The organism is Paenibacillus sp. Leaf72, from assembly GCF_001422685.1.
Classification (GTDB): Bacteria; Bacillota; Bacilli; order Paenibacillales; family Paenibacillaceae; genus Pristimantibacillus.
The window spans coordinates 61,696-86,216 of record NZ_LMLV01000005.1 but is presented as its reverse complement, the minus strand read 5'-3'; the positions used below and the strand labels follow the sequence as shown (position 1 = coordinate 86,216).

Here is a 24,521-nt window from a genome sequence, read left to right as displayed (position 1 = left end):
TCATCCAGCAGGAAGCTTGATAGATGGCAGGATATTCTAAGGAATGGCTGCTTAAATCAGATCCGATTTTTGCAATAATCTCTGGATGATAGTTGCAACCTCGGCTCGGGTCATGTTCCCCTTCGGAGCAAGTAAAGCCCCGTTTCTTCCAAATACAAGGCCAGCCTGCACATTGTCCGCAACGCTGCTTTGTGCCCATGCGGCTACTTTCGCTGCATCTTCAAACGGACGAAGGGCATTGTCTGCCGATTGCTCGAGCAGCGTGTCCTTCAGCCCAGTTATCGCCATCGCCTTGGATAGAATAACCATTGCTTGTTCTCTCGTAATTTTGTCATTCGGCCGGAACGTGCCGTCTTCAAAGCCGCTAATAAGCCGGTATGAATACGCCGTATTGACCGCGCTGCTATACCAATCGGACGACAACACATCCGAGAATGGTGTTGCTCCATTTTCCAGCTTGAGTCCTAATCCGCGAACGATGATCGCTGCAAATTCGGCGCGGGTAATTTCCAGATCAGGACTGAACATCCCGTTGCCCGTTCCGTCGACAACCATCCGGGACCCCATGTCGTTAACGGCATTTTTCGCCCAATGATTTATCATATCGCTAAATTCGAGCGGATGCCATACGACCGCATACTCGCTGTTGGTCAAGCTATTGATTTGAGCCTCATATTTCCCGTTCATATTTCGGATTTTAGTCGGCACATGGCGTACGGAGCCATCCGGCTCAACGACAACTCCTGTCGTAATCTTGCCCGGATCAACGCCATCCGGAATCGCAATCGTTCTCTCCACATAAGCGTCAAAATTCGTTACTTCGAAGATCTTATCTCCATATGCAGCTCTCACCGTAAAGCTCAGCGGCTGGCCGACAAGGGTGAATTGGCCTTTGGCTGCTGCGTTCTCCACAAGCTTCAACGTATCCGTTGTCGGGATGGCAATTTCAATCTGCACTTTAATGTCTTGCAAGGCTATTAATTCGCCAACCTGCTTGGATATAGCATCGATATTGATTTGGCCTGCTGGAAGCGTGTATGTTGCATTTTCGGTTTTGAACACCAGAACAGCTTGCTTGTCCTCCATGTTTTTCACCATTTGGCCATTCAGCTCTCCAACGAAGATGTCGGATTTTTGGTCAATCGGAATCGTGACTATGGCATGCTGCCCTTCCGCAGCAAGTCTCTCATCCAGTTTTTTCTGATCCACAATCACCGTTATTTCGGTTTGATTGTTTCGCTTTGTAACCGTAGCGGTACCCGCATTCTCAACTTTCCCGTTAACCAGAATATTCACACCGTTGTTTGCAGTGTTCGTATTGCCCGATGTCGATGGAGCAGAAGGCTGAGATGGCGTATTTGATGCTGTTGGAATGACTGTATTCGATTCCGCAGAAGCAGCGCTCCTGCCCGCATCATTAATCGCTTTTACCGTAAAGGTGTAGCTTGTTCCATTCGTCAAGCCTGTGAGCGTAATTGGACTTGCTCCTCCGATCACGCTGATATTTCCCGGTGAAGCGGTCACTTCATATCCTGTAATCGCACTTCCGCCATTATCAGCAGGAGCCGTAAAGGTTACGACAGCTTGTCCGTTGCCCGCCACTGCGGATACGTTAGCTGGCACTCCCGGGATGGTTGATGAAGTCGCGCTTGTTTGGTTCGACGCCCCGCTCAAGCCGCCTACGTTTTCTGATTTTACTACAAAGTAATAGGTCGTACCGTTGACCAAATTTTGTGCGCTGTAAGTAGGTGATGTGACAATCGCCACTTCAACGAGGTTATTTGGGTTAGGATCCGTTGCCATGTAAACACGGTATTGGACTGCGTCCGATACTGCACCCCAGTTCAACGTAACTTGACGGTCGCCGCCGACGGCCACAAGATTTTGCGGATTTTCGGGAGCATTCGGCAAGTTCACAACTTGCGTGACGTTAAATATTACAGGTGTCATATGATCCGCAGTTACGGTTACCGTTGCCGTGTAGGTGCCTGCTGGCAAGCCATCTTTTGCATGAATGTCAAAGCTTGTTGATGCGCTGCTTGTTAAAGTAGAATCTGGCTGTGTCACTACAAAATCATCAGCGTTTGCGCCACTAAGCGCTGTCGACAGGTTCAATAAATCTCCAGTTCCAGTATTCATGACTGGAATGGTTTTAGTCTCTTGGGTACCTGATTCGTATCCCTGAACTAGTGCAGCTAACGTTTGATCCGTGATTGCAGCGATTGAATAGGAAGCTGCTGCTGTGACGGTAATCGTCGATGTTCCTGTTTTGCTGTTATCTATCGTTGATGTTGCCGTGATTGTGTAATCGCCAGGCGTGGCATCCTGTGCGACGGTTACATTCCCCGTGCTGTCTACCGACACCTTGTTGTTCACGTCATCGCTTATCCAAGTGACCGTCGTCGCCGCTCCTCCTACTGCATCTACCGTAGCTGTTAGCTGCTCGCTTCCTCCTTGTACGACGCTTGCGGTGCTTGGACTCACGGTTACGCTGTTGATGGCTTGCGCTACTGTGACGGTAATCGTCGCTGTTCCTTTTTTGCTGCTATCTTCCGTCGACGTTGCCGTGATCGTGTAATCGCCTAGCGCTGCATCGGGTGCGACCGTTACATTCCCTGTGCTGTCTACTTCCACCTTGTTGTTCACGTCATCGCTTATCCAGGTGACCGTCGTCGCCGCTCCTCCCACTGCATCTACTGATGCTGTGAGCTGCTTGCTTCCTCCTCGCTCGACGCTTGCGCTATTCGGGCTCACGCTTACACTGTTAATGGCTGGTGCGGCCGTGACGGTAATCGTCGACGTTCCTTTTTTGCTGCCATCCACCGTCGACGTTGCCGTGATCGTGTAATCGCCCGGCACAGCATCCGCTGCTACGGTTACATTCCCCGTACTGTCTACTTCCACCTTGTTGCTCGAGTCATTGCTTGTCCAAGTGACCGTCATCGCTGCTCCTCCCACTGCATCTACTGATGCTGTGAGCTGCTTGCTCTCTCCTTGCACAACGCTTGCAGTGCTTGGACTCACGCTTACGCTGTTAACTGCTGGTGCGGCCGTTACGGTAATTGTCGACGTTCCTTTTTTACTGCTATTCACCGTCGACGTTGCCGTTATTGTGTAATCACCGGGCGCTGCATTCGCTGCTACGGTTACATTCCCCGTGCTGTTCACCGTCACCTTGCTCGCATCGCTGCTCGTCCAAGTCACCGTCGTCGCTGCTCCTCCTACTGCATCCACCGCAGCCGTAAGCTGTCTGCTTCCTCCTTGCACAACACTTGCGGTGCTTGGGCTCACGCTTACGTTGTTGATAGCCGGCGCCACTGTGACGGTAATCGTCGACGTTCCTTTTTTGCTGCTATCCACCGTCGACGTTGCTGTGATTGTGTAATCACCCGGCGCGGCATCCGCTGCTACGGTTACATTCCCCGTGCTGTTCACCATGACCTTGCTCGAGTCGCTGCTCGTCCAAGTCACCGTCGTCGCTGCTCCACCTGCTGCATCCACTGTAGCCGTGAGCTGTCTGCTTCCTCCTTGCACAACGCTTGCGGTGCTTGGACTCACAGTTACGCTATTAATTGTCGGAGGCACAGGTGGCATATAACTGGACGTCCGAATTTGAACAACCGATCCGTTCGTCTCCTGCCACCCAACATATAAAACATTGTTTAACGCTGCTGCCGCAGGATATTGTGCAGCTCTCGAGACATTTACATTCAAACCATTGACTCCGTTTCCATCTACGCTCGTCCAACTCGTACCGTCATACTTTTTGACCCGGATTTGAAAAGCCGTTCCATTGTATTCCGACCACGCTGCATATAAAGCGTTATCGAGTGCCGTTAACACAACATAGTTTGCTCTGTAATCAGTCTGCTTGTTTATACCATACGTCCCGTTGCCGTCCACACTCGTCCAAGTGCTTCCGTCATATTTCTTGACTCGAATTTGATTATCATTCGTTCCGACAATTTCGTCCCACGCCAAATATAAGGCGTTGTTGAATACAGCCAATGAGTGATTGGCTCCGGTTTTTGCCCCATTTACATTCAGACCGGTCGTACCTCCACCATCAATCGACGTCCAATTCGTCCCATCATATTTTTTGGCGCGAATTTGAACAGCGCTTCCGTTGGTCTCCTGCCACGCCAAATATAAAGAACCATTGTATTCAGCCATTTTAGGAACAGCCGCTCCCAATGAAGTATTTGCGTTCAAACCGTTCACACCGCCGCCGTCAGCGCTTGTCCAAGCGGTGCCGTCATACCTCTTGACCCGGATTTGATTTGCGTTGTTGTCGTTAACTTCATTCCACGCTGCATACAGATTATTGTCATGTACAAACAATGAAGGGTATGATGCACCTCTTGAGGCATTGATGTTTAGCCCATTTGAGTCGCCATCAACGCTCGTCCAGCTCGCACCATTATATTTCTTGACCTTTATTTGATTAATGGTGGAGACTGAGTTTCTTTCAACCCACGCGACATATAATTCATCCTCAAAAACAGCCATAGCAGAGGTAATCGCCGCTTTGGAAGGATCTACATTCACTCCATTTGCCCCGTTACCGTCGACGCTCGTCCAGCTCGTGCCGTTATATTTCTTAACACGTATTTGGCTCGCCGTTCCATTCGTTTCCTGCCATGCTTCATATACTTCGTTATTGAATACAGCTAATGCCGTGTAGTTGCCATCTCTTACAGGGTTCACGTTCAAGCCATTCGTACCGCCGCCATCCACCGGCGACCAGCCGGCTGCTGCCCAAGCCGTACCTCCGCTTGCTAGAAGCGGCATTAAAAGCATAACGGCAAGTAAAAGATGTACCGTTTTTCGGATTTTATCGTTATTTCTACGCTTATTCATTACTGGGACCAATCTTCATCTTCCTCTCCGCATTTTCATTCTGTCACATAGCCCACATTATCTAGCTCAGCATATAGGAAATCACCTTAAAAAAACCTTAAAAATCGACAATTTTCTACATCAAGCATAAACGGCTGTCGCCGTCCTCTGGCGGCAAAGCTGATGTTTCGCGATGAAATAAGCCCAGTATAAGTGTAGAATTTATACTGGGCTTATATTCAAAAAAACAGGCCTCATCGTAAAACGATGAGAGCCTGTTGCGAGATCCTATAGCGTTAAGCGGAACAGCCTGTTAAACCCGCGAGGCAGGGATGCATATGATGACTTTCGTGCCGCGACCTAGTTCGCTTTCCAGTTCTAACGAAATCCCGTATTCATATTTCAAGCGCTTGTTAATATTCCGCAAGCCGACCCCCTGCGGCTCATCCGGCTCGGCTCGTTCAAGCAGCCTCTTCAATCGTTCAGGCGCGATCCCTGCTCCATCATCGGCTACAACAAAGTGCCAATTCCCATCCAACTTTTCCACCGTCACTGTCACTGTGCCGCCTTCAATTCGATCGCCAATGCCATGACGGATTGCATTTTCTACAAGCGGCTGCAACAAAAGCGGCGGCATTTGCAAGCTATAGGCAGCTTCCTCAATTACATATTCGAAGCGAATACGCTCTTTGAAGCGAGCTCGTTCAATCTCCACATACGTCCGAATGAGACTAAACTCTTCTGAAAAACCTATGCGTTCCTCCGCGTTGCTGAACCGAAAGCTGCCCCGCAAGTAATCGGCCAGATCAACAATCATCTTCCGCGCGCGCTCCACATCCGTATAGCTTGATGCCACAATACTATTCAGCACATTATATAAAAAATGCGGTTTGATCTGCGATTGTAAAAACGCCACTTCTAGGTTAACTGCCCGGCCCAGCGATTCCTTCATGGCGAGCAAGCTGCCGATTCTTGCCTTAAGCTCCTCGAGATCAAACGGCTTCGGCAAATAATCGTTCGCCCCCGCTTGGAAGGCTGCCACCTTATCTTGAGGCTGATAAGCTGCCGTCACCATTAGAACGGGCAGCTCCAGCAGCGAGTATCGTTTACGAATCTCCTGACACACTTCGTAGCCGGACATGCCCGGCATCATTAGATCGAGGATAACGAGATCGATCCTGCCCGATTGATCCAGCTGTTCCAGCGCCTCATACCCGTTCTTGACCGCGATGACGTGATAGTCGAGAGCTTGAAGTGCGTCTATTAAAACTTTTAAGTTCACATACTGATCGTCGACGATTAGAACCGTATGCTTCCCGCTCAGACTGGAATAGTACGGCGTAACGAAGGAATAATCGGGTTCCTTGAGCATAGCCTGGGGATTTGAATCGGATGAGGGCCATGTTGCTTCTCCCCGCTCTTCGGCAATCGGAAGCGTGAATGTAAAGGTCGAACCGACTCCCGGCGTGGAAACAACCACAATAGTTCCTTGTTGCAGCTCAACCAGCTGCTTCGCAATTGGCAGCCCTAATCCAAAGCCGCGATGCTGTGCTCCCTCAAGTGATTTGAATGGTTCAAAAATAAATGGAAGGTCTTGCGGCTCAATGCCTTCTCCTGTATCCTGCACCGAAATTTCGAGCCTTCCTCCCCGCTCTCTTCCGGTAATGATGATCTCCCCGTTTTTTGTATGCTTAATCGCATTATCCAGCAAATTTCCGATAATTTGACTCAAGCGGATTTCATCGGCAAAAGCAGAAGGCAGCTGCGCCGGCACATGGTTCACAAGCCCAATCTGGTTTTCCGTGCACAAATAGGAATAAAAGCGCACTTGCACCTCCGCTACCGAACGAACGTCGATCGGTACCGGAACCACTCTCATTTCACCCTGCTTCAGCTTGGATAAGTCCAAGATGTCATAAACGAGCTGCGAAAGCTTCCTTGTAATGTCGGTAATCAACTGAAGCTTTTCCCGTTGTTCCGCATTTGGCGGATGCACGGCATCGCTTAACATGGACTGAGAAATATTCATTACACCGTGAAGCGGTGTCTTGAATTCATGCGAGGTTCGAGCGAGAAAATCATCCTTTTGCTTGTCCGCTTGCAGCAATTGCCCGGACAGCTCCTCAATTTTTTGGAAAGCGTTCGAGAAACGGAGCGACATCAGCAAGGCGAGCATCAGCAAAACAAGAAAAGGCTCAATCGGAGGAAGCAAATAGATCGGCACGCCAAAATAAATATTCATATTCTGGTTCAGCACTAGCGCATTCAATGCCATTGCCGCTACGGCTAAATACCCGCTGCCCGCTACTTTGTGTAGTGCCGTATATACGAATACATACGTGGCGTACAGCAACGAAATCGTAACATAAAGCGACGTCAATTGGCGAAAAGGTCCTGTTGAAAGCTGAGAGGCGAAGCCCATATTAAGCAAGGCAAGGATCACCCCGAGAACCAGCCCGCCTTGATTGAGCCATTTAAAGCAGTAGGGCCGGAAAGCAATATATATATAAAGGAAAAATCCTAGACTACCACCAACAGACGCGACCATTTGAATACGGAAATAAAGCCAGAACGGCAATGGGCCAACCGCATTGAATAGCACTCTTTCGCCGCTGATACTTGTAAATATGGCGATACATAGGCACACTGCGCCAAATACTGCAAGTGACAAATCACTTCTTCTCTGGGAAAACAATCCAATAAAATACAATCCAATAATCAGGAAGGCAGTTAACGAAACCCAATCATGAGCAGTCGCCTGATCGCGAAGTTCGGCAATTTGCTCAGCCTTGCCTAAGAGAAGGGATTCACCGATCCCGCTGCCAACCCGGAATTCGTAGTTGGCTACCTGTACCAGAATTTCATTCCACCCTGGCTGCAGTGTGAAATAGCTTACATATGGTTTATTAAGTGCTTTGTAATGCTCTTGCTCAGCGGGATTCCCGCTTGATCCGACGATTTCGCCGTTAACAATGAGCCGACTGGAAATTAGGATCGACGCTGTTTTCAAGCCGTAGACTGCACCTGCATCATCCATCTGAAGCTGCAAGCGATAGGTCGCCATGCCAAGGGTGTCCATCTGCTTTGACCATGATCCAGGAACCTGAATCAGCGCCGGTGACAAATCCCCCGTAGCGGCAGAAGGGAGAGCAGGCTGAGGAGTGAGCAATTGATTCGGATAAAATCCCCACTGTCCGTCCAGCCGAACGACCCCATCCTCCTCGAATTTCCATGCGGTCAAGTCCATGACCCCATTTACGGCCGCTGGCATAGGCTTCTGATACATAGAGGAGTAAGTCAACAACATCACGTAGGTTGCAAGCAATAGAGATAAGGTGATGAGGGCCGCGGAAACTTTTTTTCTCATTCTGCTTGCCGCTCTGTCTTGTCTTTCGTTTTCTCAATTAACCGCAATGTCTCTTCCTCCAGCTCAGCTCCCAATTGCAGGCGCACCGCTTGTTCCAATTGCAGGCAGACACGATACGCCTCATTCCGATCGCCAATCTTCAGATGCAGCTTGATCAGCTCACGTCCGTCAATCTCGGAATCAGGGGCCAGCGACAATAGGTTTTGCAAGCTGTCCATCGCAAGCGTACGATTGCCCTGACTTTGAAAATACGCATGCCATTTACGAAGCACGCGTACATACGAGGCCTTGATCTCGAGCTGTCTGGCAGTGGCCCAACCGAAATCGCAGGCTTCCAAATATTCGCCTTTGTACATCTGGTTCATTTTATCGTAAGACCTTTCATCCATTTCCTCTTCAGCTTCAGCCAATGTGCTGCTCAGCAGCTGCTCAAATTCCATTACATCGACCGTTACCCCGTCCAATGCAGCGCCGAACCCTTGATCTGCTTTCATAATATGTATCGGAATATGATGCTCCGCCAAGCTTTTCCGTAAATAGGACAGGCACGTATACAAATAAGTTTTCGCCTTATTCAGATCGTAGCCTGGCCATATGGCCTCAATGATCGATGCGGTATTCACAGTCTTTCCGGCATAATGGATCAAAAACGCACAGAGCTCCCGCTCCTTCTTCGTTTTCCATGTCAGCCCTTTGTTCATGTCACCCGGCAATACTAACTGGAAGCCTCCTAGACATTTGACGGTTGGGGTCATGCTTGCTCTTTGGCGTGCCTGAAAAACGGACTCGGATAAAGATTGTTTAATGCGCGCAACCGCGTTCTGCAATCTTTCTATTGTAAATGGCTTCAGCAGATAGTCGGTCGATTGAATTTCAAAGGCTTCGACCGCATATTCTGCATATGCCGTTGTGAATACGATCGGCATATGCGGGAACATGCTCCTGACTATTCTGGCAGCTTCCGTGCCCTTCATTCCAGGCATCTGATTATCTAGGAAGACGGCATCTACGGGAGTATAACTTAAAGCCTCAATTGCTTGAAGCGGATTTATATATCTTCCTGCTACCTGAACACTCCCGATTTGTCCGAGCAAAATGCCCAACAAATCCAGCGCATCTTCTTCATCATCAATGAGCATTACACGAATCATCGGTTCTTGTCTCCTTAAACATTTTTGCAAATATCCTTTTCTGCACGGAGAACACTAACTCAAATAGGCACAATAAAGATGGAGTTGAATGAGTTATATATTTTTAAAATGTACTAAGCCGTAATTCATAAAAATACTGCACAATGGGATGCTTTAGCTTTATTTTATCGGTCATGTTTAACATTCGTTTTTTTCCAACGCGTCTGTCCACCAAAGCTAAAACATTCAATAAAATATCATGGCTCTCTATGCTTTCCTCTATAGAAGTGGATAAAAACTTATTAGCTGCAACGATAAAATTTGATTTACTTAGTGAGGCTTGTGCCGACATAAGCTCCTTTGCATATTCTGTTATTTTTCTGCTTCTCGCAATTACGATTAGACGATCCTCCGGGACGGTGCCCTTGGTATCTTTTCTGACTGCTTCCATTTCTTCATGGCTGATCGGAATTTGGATAGCTGAATCATTTTTAATTTCCAGCTCCGTCTGATACCATCTGATTGGGTTAGTTGTATCACTCATATTAAGCACGTTCTTTTTATCTACCGCAATATAACAAAGACCTGCTTTATCAGGCAAATATCGATAGCTGGTTGAACGGTATTCGACCCTTCCATTTAACGCTGGACAGAGAAAACTCTCCAGATTTTGTTTCATTTTGCTCCAGGACATGTAATCCTCCTATGTTCTCTATTAATAACTGCCTCTTAAGGCAGTGGCAGTCTTTCTATCATCTATCATACAATAAGCAATCCTCAATCCTCTATGTTCAAATAAAAAAACCTCCACTGCTACGGGAGGAGATTAACATAATTCTTGCTATCAACGTGGTTTGCCTTGCAAACCATCCTAATGTTGACGGAAGAATTTAAAGTTGCCAAGGCAGGAGAAAATTACAAAGCAAGTTAAGCCTGATGCCTGCCACTTAATTTTCAACTCTAATCATTATAGCAAGCAATCATTTAGACATCTATTTATACGCGAGTAAATGTTCACACTTCCCTACTAAATTAAAAGAAGAACAGCCCATAGAGTACAGGTGTTCTTCTCACTTTAAGTATCTTTTTTTATTACCGGCAAATACATACCTAATCGGTTTCTGTTCATCCATGAGAGGCATCCAAATTCGCAATCGGGACAATATCTCCATTGTTGTATTCCTTAACAATTTGGCCTTCCGATGTTTTATATACAATATATGTGTCGTTAGCTTTTGCATCCAGCTTAGCGCGATCTCCTGTGAGCTTAATAAGTTTCTCTAGATCATTAAATTTATCCATGGGTTTCCCCTTCCTTGATATCCTTTAAAGCAACTGGCTAAATGTGGGGAGAGGTCAACCTATTCCTTGCTATCTAATGTAAAAAACAATCGCCCTTCACCTGCAAGGCTAGACCCTTAACCAGCCCCGGAACCCTCTAGCGCCATAATAGGATTCTGCTCCATTGTGATACAAGAAAATCGTGTTATAGCGACGATCACAAAAAACAGCACCGCCGAGCTCTCTAATATTAGCGGGTGTTTTCACCCAACTGGACGTTTTTAAATCGAATTTTCCAAGCTCCTGCAGCTGCCGATACTGTTCTTCTGTTAGAAGCTCAATACCCATGTCTCCTGCCATTTCCATCGCACTATTTTGCGGCTTATGCTCTTTGCGTGACTCCAGAGCTTCACGATCGTAGCAAATGCTTCTTCGACCTTTAGGACTTTCCGCCGAACAATCATAAAAAATGAACTCGCCCGTCTCTTTGTCATAATCAACAACATCCGGTTCACCACCGGTCCTCTCCATTTCATGAAGCGACCATAGCTTTTCGGTTTGAGCTTCAAGCTTTGCTTGTACATTAGCCCATTCAAGAACTTTATGCCGATCCCTATTTTTATCAAAACGGGCTTTCAAGGCTTTAAGTAATTCCTCACGCTGCTCCGTAGATAGCTCCTTTGCAGGGCTGTTTGGACTCGTTGTCATCTTCATTTCTCCCTTCAACCCATATCGAGCTTGCGCATCAGCTTTGGCCGAGACATCAAGGATTTTCGTAATAGGAGGATGCGAATTTTTAATTGGGCAATCCTGTTGTTATGCCTCCGCCCTTACATGTGCTTCTTCCTTTCATTTGACATTCGATGCGCGATTTCCTGCCTCTCCTCCCGTTTCGCATCAAGGCCTCAACTCTCGCTTTTCCGTTGAGACCTGAGACAAGCCGTGCTTTATCAGCACCTTACGTATTTGCGCTTGAAGCCGATCTGCCCTTTATCGACAGCCTTCTGAATATTGCCAGCTGCGTCGAGCTGCTTGCTCTTGGACTTCGCATCCGTCACCTCCACAGGCCCGATAGCTGCGGCGGTTTCGACCGCCTTGGCATGCAGCGGCTCATAGGATACCGCTGTCGTATAGACGAAATAATTCATGGCATATTTGGTGCGCTCAGGAGCATCGTGAATCGTATCGCGGACCGTTGCCAGCATCCCAGCCAGCTTGTTCTCGGAGAATTCACTGTCCGGGCGGCTGCCAAGCAGCCAGCAATAGCAGCTCCAGCCTGCCGACATGCGCAGCTCCTCGCCGCTTGAAATCCATTTATCGGCCACCTCTTGTGCAATATCCGTTTCCGCCAGCGTTACCGCTACGACGTAATCAGACAGCATAAAGAAATAGGCAGCGTCCAGCCAGCGATCGAAGTCAGCCTCCGTCATCGCCTTAGGCTCCGCAATAACGCCGGCAAAATACATTGCGTCGTAATTTCCGGTCGCATAAAGCTGCTCGGCCAGCGGCTGATTTTTTTTCGTTTTCCGGGCAATCGGCTTCATCGCACCTGTCGCCACGCCAAACAACGGCTCATGAGCTCCATTGGAAACATATATTTTTTTGGTGCGCTCCTTGCCGAGAGTTTCAAGCTCCTGCATAACCTCTTCTACATTCATCCGAATCCCTGCCTTCTGCTCTATAGTAAAGTTTGCTACGCTATCGTCTCTTCCTATTCAGCATCCCCGCTATACCCCTGTTTTAATATGGAACGCAGCTAGTCCAATGACTGAAATGAAGTTTTATTCGTGCTTCCTCTATTATAGATGCAAAAAGCGAAACCAGCCAAAGTCGAAGTTGCTGCCCGGCAGGAAGATGAAGGTCACTTTTTGCAGCCCTGTTATCTGCTCCAATTCAAATGTCCGCTCTTCGTATCCCTCCGATTTCTCGAATTCGACGAGCTGATTGCTTTCGCCGTTCTCGCCAGCGAATCGAATATGGATCGTATTTTTGTCAATTGGCGAGCTCCCATTGATGACTAGCTTCGAAGCGCCTTCACCCGCAAAATCCATATGTGCAAATTCGAGTGAAACATTATTGCCGATGCCTTCCACACACTCATCTGCGAAGGTAAAGGTATCGCCATAAATCCGATCGCAGGAGGCTGCCGCATTTTGTTCGAAAGCCCTATTCTGGCGTTCAAAAGAAAATCCTTTAATATGCACCTTCTGGCGAAGCACGAAGCAAATCGACGTAATGCCGCGAAGCCTCTTGGTCAGACGATAGGTTTCTTCCTGATAGACGTTCCACTTGGACGGCTTCTGATAAATGACGTCGGCAACTAAGCTGCTTCCCTCCACACCGGGCATCCCTTCCCAAATTTGCAGCGCATACTCCTCGCTGGACAAGGCGAAGATCGGCATCGTAATGGTATCGGAGCCATAAGGGCCGAAGTCGATATCGTGGAAGCCTACTTGCGTCTCGCCATCCCGGCTTGTCGCTACACCTCTTTCGTTGCCGTTCCCAACCTCGCCTTTACTGTAATCGTAAAGCCCAGCCGAGATGAAGCCATATGGATCCTTGTAAGCAGTTCCGAGACCTGCTGCCTTAAACTCCAGCTGGGAAATCAGCTTCGTCTTGTCCGTGCCGTTCTTACTCGTACAACGAAGACGGAAGGCACCGTCGCCGATAGCGGATATTTTCGCCTCAAGCCCATTCGCTTCGACCTTGGCAATATTTGAATCAATCCCTTCGTCCGTTACGGCACGCCATTCCACGTCTCGATACGACGTATTTTCCGGCCATAGCTTAGCTCGAACAACAATTTCCTTGGTCGATTCATCTATAATTTGACCAGAGTCGCTAATCATTTCGATTTTACGAAGCGGCGTTTCTTCATCCGTTCCCGTCACGCATGCTAGCTCTTGATTGCTCGTATTTGCTGAAATACCTTTCAAGCTTACATCGTTCACATCGTTCATCTCGCTTGCAGGGTACGACTCGAATTCCGCCACCTGAGCTTGCATCCCCTTGGAGGACACCTCGATTCGGATTTTCCCTGGCTCAAGCGTCGACCCGATGATTGCCATCAGCTTGCCGCTGAATAATCTTCTGCTTGTTCCCTTATACGGATCAAAATCCGTGCTGTCGCCATTATCAAGCCCCAGCAGGCGGCCTGCGCCAGTCACCTCTACGTGAACACGATTGTTCGCATTGTCTACCGAATGCCCCTGATCATCCAGCATACCAATTTCCACAAAAACCAAATCTGTACCGTTCGCCGTCAGCACCGCTTTATCAGCCTCAAGACGAAGCTTTGTCGCATCCCCAAACGATGTCCGAACATCGGTCGCGATCACGTTGCCCTGCTCGTCATAAGCGATGGCCTTCATTTCCCCTTCCGCATAAGGCACCTTCCACCAGCCAACAAGCTCCGTTCCATGCTCGTGATCAATATCGTAAGCTCCAATCGTATCCCCATTAAACTGCAATTCAATCTTCGGGGCATTCGAACAAACCCTGACATCAATCATTTGCCCCGCATTAAAATCCCAATAGGGGAAGAGATGCACCATCGGCTTCGTTTTATAATCTGTCCAAGCGGCCTGATAGATATAATAGAAATCCTTCGGGAAGGTAGCCGTATCGATCTGGCCGAAATAAGCGTTTTTCGTATGATAAGGTGTTGGCTCCCCGATATAATCGAATCCAGTCCACAAAAACTGGCCAAGCGAAAACGGCGTATCCCGCTCCGCCAAAATACAAGCCTCCGCCGACTTGGCTCCCCAGCTTGTCGAGCTGTTCCCCAGGGCCGAGCATTGCTCATCATCGTCGGCAAGGATTGATTTTTCGAATGGGAAATGATAAATCCCCCTGCTCTGGACGACCGATGCGGTCTCGCTGCCGTAGATGATCCAATCCGGATGCTCCTCATGATGCTTGTGATAATATTTTTCCGCATAATTATAGCCAGCAACCTTTACGATATCGGCGCATTTCTGCGCATTTTCCCAAGGCATATAATTCGAGCCAATCGTAACCCGGGCATTCTGCTTCGGATCGAACTCCAATACATAGTCCATGAGCATTCTGGTCATTTCCTGCCCTCGCTCGTCCGCATGCGTATCGTAAATCTCGTTCCCAATGCTCCACATGAGAAGGCTTGGATGATTCCGGTCCCGGAGCACCCAGCTTTTCACATCAGCATACGCCCAATCCTTGAAAAATCTTGCGTTATCGTAAGCCGTCTTGGATCGCTCCCACATATCGAACGCTTCCGTTACGACGAATAATCCCATCTCATCCGCCAAATCCATCAGTTCTGGAGCTGGCATATTATGCGCTGTGCGAATGGCGTTCACGCCCATCTCCTTCAGCAGCTCAAATCTTCTTCGCAGCGCATAGATGTTGAACGCTGCTCCTAAAGCACCAAAGTCATGATGCTCGCAAACCCCATTCAATTTCAGCTTTTTCCCGTTGACCTGAAGCCCCTGCTGTGAATCAAGAACGATGCTCCGGAAGCCCAGAGGCTGCGTGAGCATCTCCAATTCTTCACCTTCATCTTCGTAGCGCTCTTCCCCGCCCAATTCCGGCAATTGTCGCTGCATTCGCGTGACGATCTGATACAAATTCGGTTCGTCCGTGCTCCATAAGAGAGGATCATTTACGGTTAACGTTTGGCTATTTTTCGTAACAACGCCGCGTCCAGCTTCTATCCGCTCCGAAGTGGCTGCGACCGTCCTTCCTTGGAAGAGGATATCATGCGACAGCAGCACATCTTCTTCAATATGTACGTCTGTGTCCACTTCCACCAGCCAGCTGCCACCGCTGCCGCCATCTTGCAGCTTGGTTGCAACATAAACACCGCCCGTCACAATGTGATTGTTGCCCCGCTCCTTGAGCCAGACGTTGCGGTAGATGCCCGCTCCCGAATACCAGCGGCTGTTCGGGCTCTGGTGCACCACTTTCACGACGATTTCATTTTCCCCATCGATGACCGCAGCCGTGATATTGTGCTCGAAGGAAGCATAGCCGTTTTTCCATTCGCCTACAGGCTGGCCGTTTACGTATACGGTAGAATCCATGTACACGCCGTCAAAGCAGAGCAAGAGCTCACGATCACTCCGCGACCTTATAAACGTCTTGCGATACCAGCCAATACTATTCTCGTAAAGCGCCAATGTATTATAAATCAACCAATCATGAGGAAGATCCACCGGTTCAAAGCAAAGTCCGGCATGCTCGGCAACGTCCAGAGCGCTTTTGGCAAATTCCCATCCATCGTTGAAAAGTGTTTTCATATTCATCGTCGAACAGCTCACTTTCATAGGTTTTGAGATAGACATGGTAATGGCTCAAGGTGAAACGGCTGTCGCCGTCCTTGGAGGAGCGGCGCGTTTCATTCTGAGAAATATAGCGATAGGATAAAGAAAGGATACCCTTTCCTATATTTTTAAAAAAGGGCTAGGTGCAGCCTCCTTAGGAAGACTGCACACCGAGCCCTTTATTTTTAGCAATTAATAACCTAAGACGCTTTTCGTCTTCTGAAAAATATCATTTGCCATATCCGTATAGCGCGTGCTGCCATTCGCTTCAACCTGAGCCTTATAATTATCCCACTTGTCGAAGCTTTCTTGACCAAGGATAAACTTTAAGGTCATCGTCTTGACGTAATCCATAAGCGGCGTCGAGATTAATTTCATTTGTTCATTTTCCTCCGTAGTGGCCATGATCGATGGAGCCAGCTTGCGCTGCTCACGTGTATCCTGAACACGCTTCACGAAGTCCTGCTCACCTTCGGTCATCTTGGACATTCTCAGCTTCTCAGAGCCGCCATAGGCGAACATCCCTCCGGCAAAGCCGTAATCGACGTTCAGTTGCTTAGCTGCGCCTTCATTCATCCCGTTATAATAAATGTCTGGATTCAGCACGACCTTCCCTTCCGCATCAAGCGTATACGTCTCGCCTTCTACGCCCCATAGGCTGAGCATTTGACCTTCATTGGAGTACCAGAACCAGTCTATGAAACGAAGCATTTTAATAAAACCTTCCTCGCCCAAATCATCAAGCGCGTTCTGGCTGATCATAATGCCGTTTTCTAAACGGGAGGTCTCAACCTGGAGCTGTCCTTTTGGCCCGCCGGGCTGGGTAATCATATATAATTCGCTGTTCGGATCCTGCATTTTGCTCTTGAAATCAGCCAATACCTGATAGATCCCGCTTATCACGTAAGTGTCGCCTTTGAAAAATTTAGCTTTTGCCACATCGTCTTCTTGTGTAAAGGTTTCAGGGTCCATAATGCCTTCGGTAACCAGCTTATTAAAATAACCAAGATACTCTTTAAAGTCATCCGAGCTATCGGCAAATGAGAACTGCTGCTTGTCGTGGTCATAGCTCAGACCGTTAGACAATGCCCATCCTCCGGTAACGCCATATTGCACGCCGGTAATGCCCAGAGCCGATTCGCCCTTGAATTGATCGGAGATGACATATTTTGCACCCGTATGCTCTTTAACCTTCTTCATTGCTGCGTAGAAATCCTCGTACGTCCAATTTCCTTGCTGGCCCTCGACGTCAACTCCCGCCGCTTCGAACACGTCTTTGCGTATAATATAGGAATAACCGCCGCCAGCGATCTCCCACATGCCTGGAAGGACATAATATTTTCCGTCTTCCTTCAGCTTGGCCTTCAAATCCTCTTCCATTCCCCAGTCTTTCACGGCTTTCATATAGTTCGGCATGTATTGCACCCAATCACTGACGGGTACAATTTGGCCTGTTGCCACGAAAGCGGATTCATCATACGTCTTAGGAATAATATAAGGCGCATCGCCACTATTTACCAGCAAAGACTTCTGATTTTCATATTCGGTTCTAGCTGTAATCGACAAATCGAAGGTCACATTCGTTTTTTCCTGAATCGCGCTCCACAGTCTCCAGTCCTTTTTATAAGGGTAATTCTCATGGTCGCTGTACATCATGGAGTAGGACACCGCTTCATTGGAGTGGAACGTCTGGTCTTCCCCAAAGGTATAATCCTTAGCTTCGCCTGCTGCTGACTCGGTCGTGCCTGCCCCGTTCGAGGCTGCGGGCTTGTTATTGCCGCCCGAAGTTCCTTCGCTTCCAGACGTGCATGCCGTCATAAACACGAGCAGCAGCGCCAGCAAACCCATTACAACTGATTTACCAAATTTCATCGTTTTGCCTCCCCTTATTGGTTCGAGCTTTTTTTTATATATAACGGAAACGCCTGAAGCGCTCCCCATTATATCGCTTAACCTTTAACAGCCCCAATCATCATCCCCTGCACAAAATACCGCTGTACAAACGGATAGATGCAAATAATAGGCAGCGAGGTCAGGACCATAGCTGTCGATTTGACGCTTGCCGCAATTTGGCTCATCTGCTCGGAAGTAGCCCCGATTTCAGTCGGACTGACCGCGTTGTCGATAATTTGCTTCAAATACAAGGCAACCGGCCATTTTTCCTTCGACTGCAAATAGAGGGATGGTCCGAACCAGTTGTTCCACATACCGACGATAACGAACAGCATAATCGTAACGAGAATCGGCTTGGATAATGGAAGAATAATTCTTGTGAAAATGCCGAACACGCCTAAGCCATCGACGCGCCCCGCCTCCTCCAACTCACTGGGCAAGCCAGCGAAAAATGTCTTCATCAAAATCACATTGAACGCGCTGATCGCCCCTGGAATGACGATGGCCCAGATCGTATCTCTCATTTCTAACGTTTTCGCAATTAGAATGTAGTTAGGAATGAGGCCGCCGCCAAAATACATCGTGAACAGCACGAATGGAATAAAAAACTTATTGAGGCGCAGCTTTTCTTTGGAAAGCGGATAAGACATAACAGCCGTCGCAGCCACCGCGATAAACGTGCCAATGACCGAATAAACAATCGTATTCCAGTAGTAACGGAAGAAGTCAGGCTTGCTTAAGATGACCTCGTAGGTTTTGGTCGTAAATTCCACCGGAAAGATCGTCACCTTGCCCGCATAAATGGCGGCTTCCGAGCTGAAGGACTGGGCCACGAGATAGACGAAGGGATATAAGGTAAAAATGACAACCAGAATCATAAATAGTCCGTTTAAGATGTTAAAAGTGCTAAAGCCCGAGGTTCGTTTCACTTGAACGGCTCCTTTCTACCACAAGCTGGATTTCGTCGTCCGCTTCGATACTGCATTTGCGGTCGTCACTAAAATTAAACCAATGATGCCTTCGAACAGCCCTACCGCCGTCGCATAACTAAAGTTGCCGCCGGTAATACCCATTCGGTAAACATAGGTGGAGATGACGTCCGCCGTTTCATAGGTTAGCGGATTGTACAAAAGCAAGATTTTCTCGAAATTCGACCCTAGAATGCTGCCGATATCCAAAATCAAGAGCACCATAATGGTTGGCAAAATGCCAGGAATCGTGACGTGCATCGCGAGTCTTAAACGGCTGGCACCATCGATTTTCGCCGCTTCGTAAAGTGCGGGATTAATGCCGGTCATTGCCGCCAAATACAGGATCGTTCCCCAGCCTAGACTTTGCCAGACGCCAGAGGTGACGTAGATCGCCGGAAACCATTCGGGCAAGGAGATAAATGAAATTTGCTCAAAGCCAAATGAGTTCAACACGCTGTTGATCGGTCCCGTTAAGGAAACGATCTCCTTCACCATCCCCGCCACGATGACCATGGATATAAAATGGGGAAGATACGATACCGTCTGCACAAACTTCTTCCACTTGACCCTCCGCAATTCGTTCAGCAGCAGCGCGAATATCAACGTAATCGGAAATTTTACGAGCAGATAGCTCACGCTGAGGTTCAGGTCATTGAAGAAGGCTCTCCAGAACGTCGGGTCCTTCATAAACATTTCGAAATAAGTGAACCCGACCCATTCCGAGCCCAAAATATTCGGCCCGCCCCTATACTTCCGGAAGGCAATAATGTTCCCAAGCATCGGCGCATACTTGAAAATGAGGAAGTAGATTACCGGTATAATAAGGAACGAATACAGCTTCCATTCCTTTTTCACATGTTTCCAAAGCGGCGTTGGATCTACAGCCTTGGCTCGTGCATGAGCTGCCACTAGCGTCATCCCTTCCTTATGAGAAATTCTACTTTGTGTGTTATGTAAATGAATCTTTATACAGCTTGATGCTGTTCGTCTATCTGCCCTCCCTAAACGCAAACCCCCGAAACGTTATTCGGCGAACCGTTCGAATGATCTTTTCAGCTTCGTAACCGCTTTCACTAATTGGAGCAACAATGGATGGCGTGTGTACCTTGCAGCTCGCTATCTTCACCTGCACATTATGAACCTCCGAAGCTTATGTGCTCCCCGTTCGGTCACTCCATCAATTTATCGAAACCGCCCCCGATCATCAATGTTCAATAACCAAAAAGGATGCCCAATTACGGAAAATAGACGATTTACAATTTGAAACGGATTGACCGTTTCCCGAATTTTGGAGTTGTGACATGGAAAAAGACGACTTCCGGGTGTTTGGAAGTCGTCTTTTATTCTGTTTACCTAACTTCAAAGGAAAACTTATATTGAATAAACATTCAATATAATGCATAATTATAAAATCATAATACAAATAAACATTTGAGGGGAAATAGAATGACATTTACATGCGAATCCAGTAATCTGGATGATTATTTAGAAGAAACTACAGAGGTTGATTATGGTCATTTTTCGATAAAAGATTTAGCGGCGGAACTATATAGTCAATCATTAAATGAAATGGATTATGTTAAAACGGCCTTTGAATTTGTTCGTGATCACATCTCTCATTCAGTGGATATTCAAAGTTCTCGCATTACATGCAGAGCATCCGAAGTCCTTTTCTTCAAAGAAGGAATTTGTTATGCAAAATCGAACCTTTTGTGTGCATTATTAAGGTGCCAAGGAATACCGGGTGGATTCTGTTACCAACGTCTAACCTTGGGAGATACACCTGATACGGGTCACGTTATCCATGCGTTAAACGCTGTTTTTCTTAGGTCAATTGGAAAATGGATTCGTTTAGATGCACGTGGGAATAAATTGGGGGTAGATGCTCAGTTCTCACTAGAAGAAGAAAAATTGGCTTTTCCAATACGTGAAATATACGATGAAATCGATTATCCGGTAATTTACACGAAGCCCAACACAAAAACAATCAACTCATTACTTCAAAATACAGATTGTACTACCATGTATCTACATGATTTGCCTTCAAGCTTGTAGGAGCAGCTTCTATACAGCAACAAAAATATGACCGCCTATACCTAAATCGCGGTCATATTTTTGTTCAAGAATCAACATTAAGCCATTCCATTCATCCCTTGCTCCAGCATCTCAACAAACTTAATATCGGCTGGCGCGAAGCTATACCCTTTCAGCTCCTCACGACGAACCCAGCAATAGTCATCATGATCGACTAAAATAATTTCACCGCTCACGTACTTGGCTTTATACGCGATTAGCCGGATATGAGTAGTACCATAATAATGGTCGTTCACACCAAACCATTCCTGAGGAAGGATTTCAATCTGCATCTCTTCCAACAGCTCTCTGCGGAGACAGGACTGCGCCGATTCTCCCTGCTCGATTTTCCCGCCAGGAAACTCCCATAGACCTTCCTGCGATTTTCCTTTTTTGCGCCGAGCGATTAAGAGCTGATTCTGTTCATTGCTTATAATTGCCGCAGCCACCTCGAGCATTCCAATCACATCCTCCTAAACAATAGCTTTATTCGCTGCCGGCACTAAGGCAGGAGGCATTTCCTTCTTCAAGCGCCACACAAAGCTCATTGGCTTATTTCCTTCATGTCTAACATACTCCGCTTCCCCTAGAAACATAAACGGCGACGTAAAGTTATGCTCTTCCTTGTATTCCCGAACGAATAAGGCAATGCGATGGCCAAGCTGCTTATGATGAATATATCTTTGAGCGGTTTTCGTCTCCTCCGAGATGCGGCTCTGTGTCTGCCAATGGAACAATCGCTCGTTGATCGCATAGTCTTCGTACAGGGTGGACGGCGAGAAATCCTTATCTGATTTATTGAGCGTAATAAAGAAAATATCCGTGCTCTTGTCCTCCAAATACTTCACGCCTTCACGGAAGCTTGGCGCCTTATCTTCGTTCCAAACCCCAAAAGCGGCTAATATTTGATTGGTCGAATACCTGCAATGCAAATCCAATGGACACGCGTATGGAAAAGCATTGGACTCGTCAACAAAGTTTATATGCTTCTCATTATAGGATAAAATATCAATGATTTCTTCCCGGAAGGCTGGGCAGGAAATAATGAATTGAATACCCTGCTCCATACTTGTAAAGCCTTGTTTGTTCGGCTCAGATGAGTAGAACGTGTAGTAGAAAAGATTCAGCATAAGCTGCTCTTCGTCTGTAGCCACGCTTTTTTCACCGGATAGGAACGCAATGAGGAATTTTAATAGCCTACGCGAGTTAAGGCTTAGCAAGGCAGGCAATCGTTTGACTAAATAATCCTCCTGCTCCATTTCAAACGCATCTAGAACCTCTGCTTCCACCATCAAGCCTCGAAAGGAACGTTTTCCTGTTCTCCCGCCATAAAGCTCCTGCAAGGTCATCCCATGGTAATGGACAAAATTCTCAAGGCTCAGCTCCAGTCCTGTGTCCCCTTCAAAATACTTCAGCTTATAAATCAGGCTTCGTCTATTTATCGTTGCCTGCTTCAAATTTTGTAGAATAAAGGTTTTGGCCAGCTTCTCTAGCTGAATAAAGCTGCCCTTCGGGAGACTCGAAAACCCATGCTCGACATAATGCTGGACAGAATGCTTCGTTTTTCCCAAAATCGCTCGAAACTTATCTTGAAAATTGTAGTCCTTATGCGATTGGCCAATAAAATCAAGAACCGTCAAGCATTCCTTCCCTTCCGCCAAGCGGAGGCCCCTGCCTAATTGCTGCAAAAATACCGTCAGACTTTCCGTCGGACGCAGGAACAAAACCGTATTCACTTCTGGTATATCGACACCCTCATTGTAGAGGTCTACGACAAAAATCATTTTCAGCTCGCCATTTACGAGCTTATGCTTGACTTGATTCCGGTCCTGTTCACTTGAACCGCCATGCAACGCTTGCGCTGGAATACCGGCTTCATTAAAGACTTTAGCCATATAAAGCGCATGGTTAACCCCTACACAAAACCCAAGACCCTTCACATCGTCTACATCGGTCACATATTTTTTCAAGCTGTTAATGATTTGTGTGGCTCGAATTTTGTTGTTCGTATATAGGTTTTCAAGCTCTTGCAGATCGTAGCCTCGTCTTGACCATTTCACTTGAGATAGGTCCACATGATCGCTCACCCCAAAATATTGAAAGGGACTAAGCAATTTCCGGTCAATCGCATCCGTTAGACGAATTTCAGCAGCAATCGTATCGTCAAAATAATGCAGAACATCCTTGCCATCCATCCGTTCAGGCGTTGCCGTTAAGCCCAGTAAAATGCTCGGTCGGTAATGGGCCAAAAGCTTCTGATAGGTTGGCGCCGCAGCATGGTGAAACTCATCCACAATAATAAAATCGTAGTAGTCCGCTGTTGTATGCTCCGTTAACTTAAGCGTATTAAAGCTTTGAATACTGATAAAAAGGTGATCAATAGACCCAGCCTGATGACTCCCGACATGCAGCTCACCAAAGTTCAAGTCCTTCAGAACAAAGCGAAACGTGTCCAGGCTTTGCTTCAAAATCTCTTCACGATGTGCCACGAATAAAAGCCTGGCTCGGGCGTTACGCTGAGTAAAACGTCGGTAGTCAAAAGCAGAAATGACCGTTTTGCCTACACCTGTAGCTGCGACGAGCAAATTTTTCGACCTGCCGTATAACGTCCTCTCCGCTTCCAACTGCTCGAGGATTTCCTTCTGATAATCGTAAGGCATAATATTGAAAGCAAAATACATCGGTTCTTGATTCGAATCATTTTTATCCCGTTTTCCAAGTGCTTGCTTTAGTTGGTCTTCATGCTCCGGATCGTTAGCTGAATAGCTGGTAAACTCACGATCATTCCAATAGCTCTCGAAGGTCGCTTCGATTTTTTTCAGAACGTCGTAGGAATCCTTCTCCGTCACCTTCAAATTCCACTCTAGTCCACTTGTAAGCGCCGGATTTGAAAGATTGGATGAACCGACATAAGCGGTCGTAAATCCCGTATCCCTTTTGAAAACATAAGCTTTGGCATGCAATCTTGTACGACTGCTATCATAGGAGATTTTAATTTCCGTATTAGGCAGCTTGCTTAGCTCCATAACCGCTTTGAAATCTGTCGCTTCCATATAGGTAGTCGTAATTACCCGCAATTGCCCGCCTCGTGCGGTAAATTGCTCAAGCTGCTCCATGAGACAACGAAGCCCACTCCACTTAATAAAAGAAACGAGAAATTCAATGCGATCCGCCGTTACAATTTCCTGCTTTAATTCGTTTAGCATATTGGGCTCGGCATGGGAGCCTGTGAAAAGCGAGCTTTGGGATAGTGGCGTCGTTGGCCGCACAATCTTATCATTTTTGATTGCGCGATGAGAATTTAGCTTGGCATACACGTAGGTAAGGATTTCCCCTTGCTCGTGCAGCTCCAGCTCCTCATAATCCTGATGATCGAGGCTATTTCTGAGTGAGGCTATCATCTCATTGCACGCTCGAACCTGCGCTAGTACCGCTTCCTCGTCGCTGCTCGAGCTCTCACGCACCAGCTTTAAGGCTCTGCGAATGACCGTCGCGATATAATTGGAAAGCAGCTTCCGAGCTTCCTCCGGATCAAGCGGCTCCTTGCCAATATCATAGGCGGACGGATCTAATGCCCCCAGCTGCCTCAACGTTCCGTTATTAATGATCTGTTCATAAAGACCTTGCTTCATGGAACACCTCTGTGTGTTTAAAATCAGTCATT

14 protein-coding genes are annotated in these 24,521 nt (G+C 47.4%); 1 reads left to right on the top strand and 13 read right to left on the bottom strand.

The annotated features are described in order from the left end of the window. Positions 1-51 precede the first annotated feature (51 nt). The 11 genes from ASF12_RS11925 to ASF12_RS11880 all read right to left on the bottom strand — a co-directional run bounded on the left by ASF12_RS11925 (position 52) and on the right by ASF12_RS11880 (position 19,702). Complete coding sequence (locus tag ASF12_RS11925; protein WP_155973110.1) at positions 52-4,860, bottom strand: Ig-like domain-containing protein; 4,809 nt, start codon at positions 4,858-4,860, stop codon at positions 52-54. 292 nt (positions 4,861-5,152) lie between these two features. After that, a complete protein-coding gene (locus ASF12_RS11920; RefSeq protein WP_056034500.1) occupies positions 5,153-8,206 on the bottom strand; it encodes an ATP-binding protein in 3,054 nt (1,017 codons plus the stop codon). Next, positions 8,203-9,357, bottom strand: a complete 1,155-nt coding sequence (locus ASF12_RS11915) for a response regulator (RefSeq protein ID WP_056034498.1) — start codon at positions 9,355-9,357, stop codon at positions 8,203-8,205. The genes ASF12_RS11920 and ASF12_RS11915 overlap by 4 nt, the downstream gene beginning before the upstream one ends. A gap of 103 nt (positions 9,358-9,460) precedes the next feature. Continuing rightward, positions 9,461-10,030 carry an SF0329 family protein gene (locus tag ASF12_RS11910; protein ID WP_056034496.1) on the bottom strand — a complete coding sequence of 190 codons (570 nt, stop codon included), beginning with the start codon at positions 10,028-10,030 and terminating at the stop codon, positions 9,461-9,463. A 431-nt stretch (positions 10,031-10,461) separates the two neighbouring features. Further along, complete coding sequence (locus ASF12_RS35195) at positions 10,462-10,638, bottom strand: hypothetical protein (RefSeq protein WP_200931613.1); 177 nt, start codon at positions 10,636-10,638, stop codon at positions 10,462-10,464. A 108-nt stretch (positions 10,639-10,746) separates the two neighbouring features. Then, positions 10,747-11,325: a DUF4256 domain-containing protein gene (locus ASF12_RS11905; RefSeq protein ID WP_056034493.1), complete on the bottom strand. Its 579-nt coding sequence runs from the start codon at positions 11,323-11,325 to the stop codon at positions 10,747-10,749. 242 nt (positions 11,326-11,567) lie between these two features. Further along, positions 11,568-12,275: a DNA alkylation repair protein gene (locus tag ASF12_RS11900; RefSeq protein WP_056034490.1), complete on the bottom strand. Its 708-nt coding sequence runs from the start codon at positions 12,273-12,275 to the stop codon at positions 11,568-11,570. A gap of 141 nt (positions 12,276-12,416) precedes the next feature. Further along, entirely contained in the window at positions 12,417-15,902 is a 3,486-nt protein-coding gene (locus ASF12_RS11895) for a glycoside hydrolase family 2 TIM barrel-domain containing protein (protein ID WP_056034483.1), read from the bottom strand. 210 nt (positions 15,903-16,112) lie between these two features. After that, on the bottom strand, positions 16,113-17,792 hold the full coding sequence (locus ASF12_RS11890) for an ABC transporter substrate-binding protein (RefSeq protein ID WP_056034481.1): 1,680 nt from the start codon (positions 17,790-17,792) through the stop codon (positions 16,113-16,115). Positions 17,793-17,869: 77 nt separating this feature from the next. Beyond that, complete coding sequence (locus ASF12_RS11885) at positions 17,870-18,742, bottom strand: carbohydrate ABC transporter permease (RefSeq protein WP_056034476.1); 873 nt, start codon at positions 18,740-18,742, stop codon at positions 17,870-17,872. 15 nt (positions 18,743-18,757) lie between these two features. After that, the gene (locus ASF12_RS11880; protein WP_056034473.1) at positions 18,758-19,702 is read right to left on the bottom strand and encodes an ABC transporter permease; all 945 of its coding nucleotides are present in this window, start codon (positions 19,700-19,702) and stop codon (positions 18,758-18,760) included. 528 nt (positions 19,703-20,230) lie between these two features. Between ASF12_RS11880 and ASF12_RS11875 the strand changes: the two genes are divergently transcribed. Next, on the top strand, positions 20,231-20,839 hold the full coding sequence (locus ASF12_RS11875) for a transglutaminase-like domain-containing protein (RefSeq protein ID WP_056034470.1): 609 nt from the start codon (positions 20,231-20,233) through the stop codon (positions 20,837-20,839). A 77-nt stretch (positions 20,840-20,916) separates the two neighbouring features. Here ASF12_RS11875 and mutT read toward each other — a convergent pair whose 3' ends face one another. After that, on the bottom strand, positions 20,917-21,315 hold the full coding sequence (gene mutT / locus ASF12_RS11870; protein ID WP_056034467.1) for an 8-oxo-dGTP diphosphatase MutT: 399 nt from the start codon (positions 21,313-21,315) through the stop codon (positions 20,917-20,919). Positions 21,316-21,330: 15 nt separating this feature from the next. Then, entirely contained in the window at positions 21,331-24,489 is a 3,159-nt protein-coding gene (locus tag ASF12_RS11865; protein WP_056034464.1) for a DUF3427 domain-containing protein, read from the bottom strand. Between the last annotated feature and the right edge of the window lie 32 nt (positions 24,490-24,521).